Annotated in this window: 5 protein-coding genes; 2 read left to right on the forward strand and 3 right to left on the reverse strand. The window is 70.8% G+C overall.

The annotated features are described in order from the left end of the window. The first annotated feature begins 96 nt into the window (after window positions 1–96). On the forward strand, window positions 97–1,326 hold the full coding sequence (locus ACLQ2O_RS13465; RefSeq protein ID WP_425830921.1) for an erythromycin esterase family protein: 1,230 nt from the start codon (window positions 97–99) through the stop codon (window positions 1,324–1,326). On the opposite strand, the gene ACLQ2O_RS13470 is transcribed toward ACLQ2O_RS13465, so the two are convergent. The 3 genes from ACLQ2O_RS13470 to pepN form a co-directional block, all read right to left on the reverse strand. Then, window positions 1,323–1,736: a hypothetical protein gene (locus ACLQ2O_RS13470; RefSeq protein WP_425830923.1), complete on the reverse strand. Its 414-nt coding sequence runs from the start codon at window positions 1,734–1,736 to the stop codon at window positions 1,323–1,325. The genes ACLQ2O_RS13465 and ACLQ2O_RS13470 overlap by 4 nt on opposite strands. Window positions 1,737–1,991: 255 nt before the next feature. Beyond that, window positions 1,992–3,926, reverse strand: coding sequence for a septation protein SepH (gene sepH, locus ACLQ2O_RS13475; protein WP_425830925.1), 1,935 nt, complete (start codon window positions 3,924–3,926; stop codon window positions 1,992–1,994). Window positions 3,927–4,100: 174 nt separating this feature from the next. Further along, the gene (gene pepN, locus ACLQ2O_RS13480) at window positions 4,101–6,566 is read right to left on the reverse strand and encodes an aminopeptidase N (protein ID WP_425830927.1); all 2,466 of its coding nucleotides are present in this window, start codon (window positions 6,564–6,566) and stop codon (window positions 4,101–4,103) included. A gap of 66 nt (window positions 6,567–6,632) precedes the next feature. Here pepN and ACLQ2O_RS13485 point away from each other — a divergent pair, with 66 nt between their 5' ends. Beyond that, window positions 6,633–7,589 (forward strand): aldo/keto reductase, encoded by a 957-nt coding sequence (locus ACLQ2O_RS13485; RefSeq protein WP_425830929.1) that lies wholly within the window; start codon window positions 6,633–6,635, stop codon window positions 7,587–7,589. Window positions 7,590–7,772: the final 183 nt, after the last annotated feature.

Here is a 7,772-nt window from a genome sequence, read left to right on the forward strand (position 1 = left end):
GGCCTGAAAGTTAAACCATGCGTGTTACTAATTCAAGAGGTGGTGCTCGCCCTGGTCCTGACGCTGGTTCCGGGCCCGCCTGGATAGGCTCTCGGGGTGAGTGAGCCTGGGGTGTCGCAGTGGTTGAAGCAGACGGCCTGGACGCTGTCCGGCGTCGAGGCCGGTACGCCGTACGACGACCTCGAACCGCTGAAGAAGCTGCTGGCCGACGTGCGGGTGGTCGGGCTCGGCGAGGCGACGCACGGGACGCGCGAGTTCTTCCAGCTCAAGCACCGGCTGCTGGAGTTCCTGGTCACCGAGCTCGGCTGCCGGGTGCTGCTGATGGAGGCGAGCGAGTCGGCCGCGGTGGCGGTCGACGCCTACGTCCGTGGCGGGCCGGGGGACGCGCCGACGGTGGTGAGCGATCTGGGCTTCTGGGTCTGGTCGACCGAAGAGGTCGTCGCGATGGTCCAGTGGATGCGGAAGTACAACTCCGGCCGGCCGGCCGGCGAGCAGGTCGGGTTCGTCGGGATCGATCCGCAGAACTGCTCGGCGGCTTTGGGTGTGATCCGCGAGTACCTGGCCGCGAGTGCGCCGGAGCGGCTCGAGCTGTTCGACGACGGGATCGCGGCGGAGGTCGACGCGGCTCCGGGGGCGAAGCCTGATCCGAAGCGGGCGCTGGTTCGGGAGGCTGAGGCGCTGGTCGGATTTCTGGAGAAGCAATCGGCGCCTGCGGAGGTTCTGGTCGCTGGGCGGCAGCTGGTGCGGGCCGCCGACGTCGTGTGTGCGGCGAAGGAGCACAAGGAGGCGGCGCGGACGGTGTTCGCCGTGCGGGATCGGCTGATGGCCGAGGCGGTCGACGCGGCGCTGGGCGATGACCTGAAGGGCGCGGTCTGGGCGCACAACGGGCACCTCGCGGCGAGCCGGCCGAGTGCCGCCGTACGGCCGATGGGGCGGGAGCTGCGGGAGCGGTACGGGCCGGCGTACTACGCGATCGCACTGCTGGGTGGGTCGGGAGCGTTCCGTGCGCGGCGGACGTGGCCCGGACCCTGGGCGGGTTCGCGGAGCGGGCCGGTCGAGGTGAACAAGCTGGACCGCGGTGGGTTCAGCTCGCTGGAGGGTCTGCTCGAGGCGGCCAATCCCGGCGACCACTTCCTGGATCTGCGGACGGTCGCGGAGGCGCCGGCCGAGATCAAGAACTGGCTGGAGGAGCCGCAGATGTTCCGCAGCTTCGGGGCGTTCGTGGCGCGGTGGACGTACCGGTTCCAGTTCGCGCCGACGATGCTGGCCGAGGAGTTCGACGGGCTGGCGTACGTCGTGTCGACCAGCCCGTCGCGGCCGCTCTAGGCGACGCCGACCAGCGTGCGCTGCTCCTGGGGCAGGGCGGCGAGCAGGTCGAAGAAGTACGGCGTCGCGTCGGCGAGGCGGAGCAGGCCGGCCTCGTGGCCGGTCCAGCCGAAGACGAGCTCGCCGTCGATCAGGCGTTCGGCGAGCGGTACGGCGTACGCGCTGAGCGTGACGCGGTCCGGGCCGGCCTGCGGGTGGTGGTCGCCGCAGCCGCACTCGGTGGGGATCGTGATCGTGGTCAGCGCCTCGGCGGCGTACTGACGCAGGCGCAGGGTGCGGCCGCGGGCGGTGAACCGGACGATCGTTGCGTCAGGCAACTGAACGAGCAGGTCGACCGGGACGGCCTGCGCGCCGGGCAGCAGCCGCAGTCCACGGGACGCGAGCAGGTCGGCGAAAGCGCTGAGGTTCATCGGGAGGTATCCGGAATCCTGTGAGTGCTGGTGTCGGCGGGCGGGCCTGGGATGGACAGGGCCTCGCGCGCCTCAGACGGCGCGCGTCAGCGACAACAACAGCAACAACACAGCGAGATACGCATGCGGAAGATCATGGCAGAGCTTCTGGCCGAGGCCAAACACCGACCGCAGTTTGAGACGACTGTCGGTGACGGAACGGCAGAACGCTCTGTAGTCCTCACCGGACCACAGAGCGTTCTTTTGGTTTTGCTGTCAGTCGGCTTTCTTGCCGAACATGATCTCGTCCCAGCTGGGGACGCTCGCGCGCTTGGAGCCTCGGCGGGCCGGCTTCTTCTTCGGCTCCGGCGCTGGTTCGGCCGGGGCTTCGGGCTCGGCGGCGCTGGCTGTGGGGGCCTTCGGCTCGGCTGCCGGGGGTGCTTCGGTCGGCGTGGGGGTCGGGAGAGTGGGCTGGGTGACCCGGTTCTCCTGGGCGCCCCGACGCGGGTCGAAGGGCTTCGGGATCGAGGGGCGTGCCGGCTGCTGAAGCTCCGGGTGGCGCGGATCGGCCTTGGGCTCGGCCTTCAGCTCGGGGTGCCTCGGGTCGGCCGGCTCGGGGCGTCGTGCTTCCTCGACCGGACGCTCAGGCTGACGCGTCTGCTCGTGCGGCGCCAGATCGCTCTGGTGCTCGGGCCGGCGTGCTTGCTCGTGCCGAGCGAGGTCGGCCTCGCGTGCTTCCGCCTGGCGCTCAGGCTGACGGGTCTCGGTCTCCCGCGGCTCAGGACGGCGTTCGGGCGCACGGCTCTCGGCTTGACGCTCCGGCTGACGTTCCTCCGACCGGCGTGCGTCGGCCTCGCGTGCGTCGGCCTGACGCAACTCGGCCTGTCGTGCATCAGCCTGGCGAGCTTCGGCCTGCCGTGTTTCAGCCTGGTGCTCGGACTCGCGTGCTTTGGCGGGGCGCTCGGGCTGACGGGACTCGGGCGGCTGCGTGCGCCGTTCGGTGAAGCGGTTCTCCGGTGCGGCGGCGCGTTCCTCCGGCGGAGCGGTCTCCGCTGCCGGGGGAGCCGGGCGCTCGACCGCGCGCACGGTCGGCCGCAGTGCGGGCGGCGGCTCGAGCGGGACGTTGATCAGGGTCGGCTCTTCGTCCGGGCTCGGCACCGAGTGCACCCGGCGCGGGCCGCGGTCGGCGTCGCGCCCGGTGAAGCTCTCCCGCGCGTACGGACGGACAGGCTGCTGCGGCTCGCGCACCGGCGGCTGCGGCTCGCGCACCGGCGGCTGCGACTCCCTGACCGGCGGCTGCGCGTCACGCCCGAAGTTCGGCTGGGAGTCGCGCCCGGAGTTCGGTTGCGAGTCACGTCCGAAGTTCGGGCGCGCATCGCGCCCGGAGTTGGGCTGCGCGTCACGTCCGAAGTTCGGCTGGGAATCCCGCCCGAAGTCGCGGTCGATGTCCTGGCCGAAGTCCCGCGGGTTGTTGTCCCGCGCGTACTGCTGGCGAGCCCGTGTCAGGTTCACCGTGTCCTCGAACCCAGCGGCCTCGTAGCTGTCCGAACCGTGATCGGGCGCCAGCGACAGATCGATGTCGGCGACGGCGGTCAGTCGCCGCTCCGGCTGCTGCGGCGGGAGCACTTGCGCCTGCTCGCCGACCAGCCAGCGCGCCTCGTCATCATCCGGTACGGCGTACCGCCCGGGAGCGTCGTAGGCGAACATGGCGACCTTCTCGTCGTCCTCGGCCACCGGGTACGACACGCGAACGGCCCAGCGGCCGTCCTCGCGCCGCCAGGCGTCCCACTCGGCGGCACCGGGGTCCACGCCACGGGTCCGCAGGCGCTCGGTCACCCACGCCTCGAGGTTGCGCGTCGGAGCGTCGCCCCCACCGCGGCGGCGGACCGAGGCCCGCTGCGCGAGGTTGGCCACGTGGTCGCGCTCGGCCAGGACCGGGCCGGCGAAGGCCATCACCCGTTCCATCGGCATCTGGGCGACCGCCGCGACCGCTTCAACACTTTCGCCCGCGCGGATACGAGCCTGGATGTCTCGTGGGCGCAGCGCGCTCTCCATTTGAATCTCCAGCTGGCCGAGTCGGGCACGGTCGCCGCGCAGGGCCGCACGCAACCGGTCGTCGACCGGGACGGCGAACTCCTCACCCGTCTCGGCCACGGCCAGGACCAGCTTGGTGCCGTCCTGGCTCAGACCGACGAGCCTCGCCTCGCGCATTGCCTATGTTCTCCTGTGCGGTTCTCGACAGTCTCTCCCGGGACGTGCTGCCTGACCAAGACCGGCGCGCCGGTCCGGGCGGTCATTGTGGAGGTTACGTCACGAAATCACATCTTGCCTGCTCAGCGGGGTCCTTCTGGTCACACCAGTCACACTAGTCACAACGCGTAGTGATCAACCGACCGGGTACGCCGTACGGACTGCCAGGGCCCGGTTCAGATCGTCGGCGCGGTCGCCGACGGAGCGCCGGATCCCCGCCGAAACGGCCTCGTCGCCGACCAGTCCGGCGGCCAGTCGCGCGGTGTGACCGTCGACCGCGTAGGCCGGGAACGCGAGGATCGCCGACCGGGCCACGACCCAGCCCGAGCGCAGCTTCTCGGTGCCGGCGATCTCGGCGAAGAACCGTTCGACGTACGGCGCGGTCAGCTCGGACTGCGCCGGGTGCCAGAACCCCTCGCAGGCGGCGTACAGCTCGTAGTTGGAGACGTCGGCGTCGGTGGTGATCTGCGCCCAGGCGCGGTCCTTCGCCTCGGCCGTCGGCAGCGCCGCACGGCACCGGGTCGCGTGCACGACACCCTCCGAGGAGGTGTCGCGGGCCAGCTCGGCATCGATGCCGGCGTCGTCGATCGCGCCGAGCCGCGCGAGCTGCAGCGTGATCAGCCAGCGCAGGTCCGCGTCGACGGTGATCCCGTCCGGGACGTCGATCCCGGCGAGCCATCCGCGCAGCAGCTCGGCGTCGGCCGTCGTACGGACGACTGTGCGTAGCACCATCAGCTGCACGCTGCTCCGGGCCTCGACCGTACCCAGCCGCTCAGTCAGTACGGCGGACAGCTGCGCCCGGTACTCCTCGTACGGCAGGACGACCCCGATCAGGTGCGACTGCAGCCAGGCGACCATCGACCCGACCGCGATGTCGCTGGTCTCGGCCGGCAGCGCGGCCAGCACGGCCGCGAACCCGGTCCGCGGATCCAGCTCGCCGTCGTTGGTCGCGTCACGCAGGCTGTTCAGTACGACGGCCCGGGTGACCCCGTCCGAGATCTTCGGCAGTACGTCGGTCAGCTGCGCCAGCGTGTCCGCGTCGAGCCGGATCTTCGCCCAGGTGTCGTCGGCGCAGTCCGGGACGATCACGACTGCGTCGGCCAGGTCCAGCTCGACCGCTACCTCGTCCGCGTCGAGCAGCACCGGCGCGGAGGCGACGAGTTGCCCGGCGGCGTCGTACGCGCCGATCGTGAACTTGTGCGGCCGGTCGGCCGGGAACTGTGCGGGCGCGGTCCGCCGCAGCACGACGCCGGTGGCGGTGCGCTCGGCGCTGATCGTGTCCAGCCCCGGCGTCCGCAGCCAGCCCTGCGCCCACTCCTCGAGTCCGGCGGCGCCGGCGTCGGTCCACTTCGCGACCAGGTCGGCGAAGGTCGCGTTGCCGAACTCCGCCGCCTCGATGTGCGCGCGGACGCCGGCCAGGAACACGTCGTCACCGAGGTAGGCGGCCAGCTGCTTCAGCACGGCGGCGCCCTTGGCGTACGAGATGCCGTCGAAGTCGTCGAGCGACGCGGCGGCGTCCTTGCCCGGGTCGGAAGCGACCGGGTGGGTCGACGTGCGCTGGTCGGCCTGCAGTCCCCACCAGCGGCGGATGAAGGCGAAGTCGATCCAGTTGTCGGTGTACTTGGTGGCCTTGGTCGAGACCCGGTGCGCCATGTACTCGGCGAACGACTCGTTCAGCCACAGGTCGTTCCACCACTTCATCGTGACGGTGTCACCGAACCACTGGTGGGCCATCTCGTGCACGATCGTGCGGGCCCGGTTGGACCGCTCGGAGTCGGTCGCGGCGGAGCGGAACACCATCGAGTCGCGGAACGTCACGCAGCCCGGGTTCTCCATCGCGCCGGCGTTGAACTCCGGTACGAACGCCTGGTGGTACTCGCCGAACGGGTAGCGGTAGCCGAACAGCTGGTGGAACTCGTCGAAGGCCTGCTTGGTCACCTCGAAGATGTCCTCGGCCTCGCGGTCGAGCGCGTCCTTCAGCGACTGCCGCGCGACGACGCCGAGCGGGATGCCGTCGTGCTCGTCCAGCAGCTGGTGGTACGGACCGGCGACCAGCGTGACGAAGTACGTCGACAGCGGCTTGGTCTCGGCCAGCTCCCAGCGGCCGGGGGAGACCTGCCGGGCCGCGCCGTTGCCGAGGACGACCCATTCCCCGGGAGCGGTGACCTTCAGCCGGTACGGCGCCTTGAGGTCGGGCTGGTCGAAGCAGGCGAAGATCCGCGGCGCGGCCTCGAGGAACGACATCGCGTACAGGTAGACCAGGCCGTCGGCCGCGTCGACGCTGCGGTGCAGGCCCTCGCCGTCGTGGGAGTAGAGCATCGTGGCGTCCACGACGAGCTCGTTGTCCGCGGCCAGGCCGGTCAGCTCGAGCCGTCCGTCACTCAGTCCGGCGACGTCGACCGGAGCGCCGTTCAGCGTCACCTTCAGCAGCTCGTCGGGCCGCACGTCCAGCCACGTGCTGCCGCCGGTCGCACCGAAGGCGATCCGGGTGAGCGACCCGAACACGCGGTCGCCGCGGGTCAGGTCGAGGTCGACGTCGTAGCTGTGGACGGTGAGGGCGGCGGCCCGGGTGAGGGCGCCGTCGACTGTGAGACTCGGCATGGTCGGCACTCTATGCCGACGACCCCAGCGGCATCGAGAGGGTTTGGCCATGACAATGTTTTGTCCATGACCGACCAAGGGATCGACATGGAGTACCGCCAGCTGGGTGACTCCGGCCTGACCGTCAGTGTTGTCGGGCTGGGGTGCAACAACTTCGGTGGGCGGATCGACGCCGACCAGGCCAAGACGGTGGTGGACGCGGCGGTGGACGCCGGGATCACGCTGTTCGACACCGCCGACGTGTACCGCGGCGAGCTGGGCTTCAGCGAGCAGATCCTCGGCGACGCGCTCGGCGCGCGCCGCGACGAGGTGGTGATCGCCACCAAGTTCGGCGGCGACATGTTGGGCGAGAACGGGCCGGACTGGGGCGTGCGCGGTTCGCGCCGCTACATCCGCAAGGCCGTCGAGGCGAGCCTGCGCCGGCTCGGCACGGACTGGATCGACCTCTACCAGCTGCACGTGCCGGACCCGGTCACGCCGATCGAGGAGACCCTGGCCGCGCTCACCGAGCTTGTTGCCGAGGGCAAGGTTCGCTACCTGGGCAGCTCGCAGTTCGCGGGCTGGCAGGTCGTCGACGCCGACTGGGCCGCGCGCACCGGCGGCACCGAGCACTTCATCAGCGCGCAGAACAAGTACTCCCTGCTCGACCGCGACGTCGAGGACGAGCTGGTCCCCGCCTGCGAGCACCTCGGGATCGGGATCCTGCCGTACTTCCCGCTCGAGTCCGGGCTGCTCACCGGCAAGTACAAGCGCGGCGCCGAGGCTCCCGACGGCACCCGCCTGGCCAAGATGCCCGACCGGCTGGCCCGCGCCGACTTCGACAAGATCGAGGCGCTGGAGACCTTCGCGGCCGAGCGCGACCTGACCCTGCTCGACGTCGCGATCGGCGGCCTCGCCGCGCAGCCCGCCGTCAGCTCGGTGATCGCCGGCGCGACCCGACCCGAGCAGATCGCGCAGAACGTCGCAGCCGGCCTGTGGACGCCGACCCTGGACGATTTGGCTGTGCTGGACCAGCTGACGTGAGGGGTTGGGGGTTGCTCTGTCGGGGTGTGCTGGTCGCTGTATTTTCGGCGTCGACTTCGTCGCCGCGGGTTTTGGGGCTGTGGTTTTTGGCCTCGCCTCCGGCTCGGCGGGTTTTGGGGCTTTTTCGCCCGTTCTTCCCTCGTCGGTCGGTCGCTGCGCTCCCTCCCTCCTCAGTCCAGAACG

Origin of the sequence: Kribbella sp. DT2 (genome assembly GCF_049844575.1) — a bacterium.
Taxonomy (GTDB): domain Bacteria; phylum Actinomycetota; class Actinomycetes; order Propionibacteriales; family Kribbellaceae; genus Kribbella.

Coding starts and splice junctions, on each gene's coding strand:
- pepN (WP_425830927.1), bottom strand. CDS start 6,566: ATGCCGAGTCTCACAGTCGACGGCGCCCTCACCCGGGCCGCCGCCCTC.
- ACLQ2O_RS13485 (WP_425830929.1), top strand. CDS start 6,633: ATGACCGACCAAGGGATCGACATGGAGTACCGCCAGCTGGGTGACTCC.
- ACLQ2O_RS13470 (WP_425830923.1), bottom strand. CDS start 1,736: ATGAACCTCAGCGCTTTCGCCGACCTGCTCGCGTCCCGTGGACTGCGG.
- sepH (WP_425830925.1), bottom strand. CDS start 3,926: ATGCGCGAGGCGAGGCTCGTCGGTCTGAGCCAGGACGGCACCAAGCTG.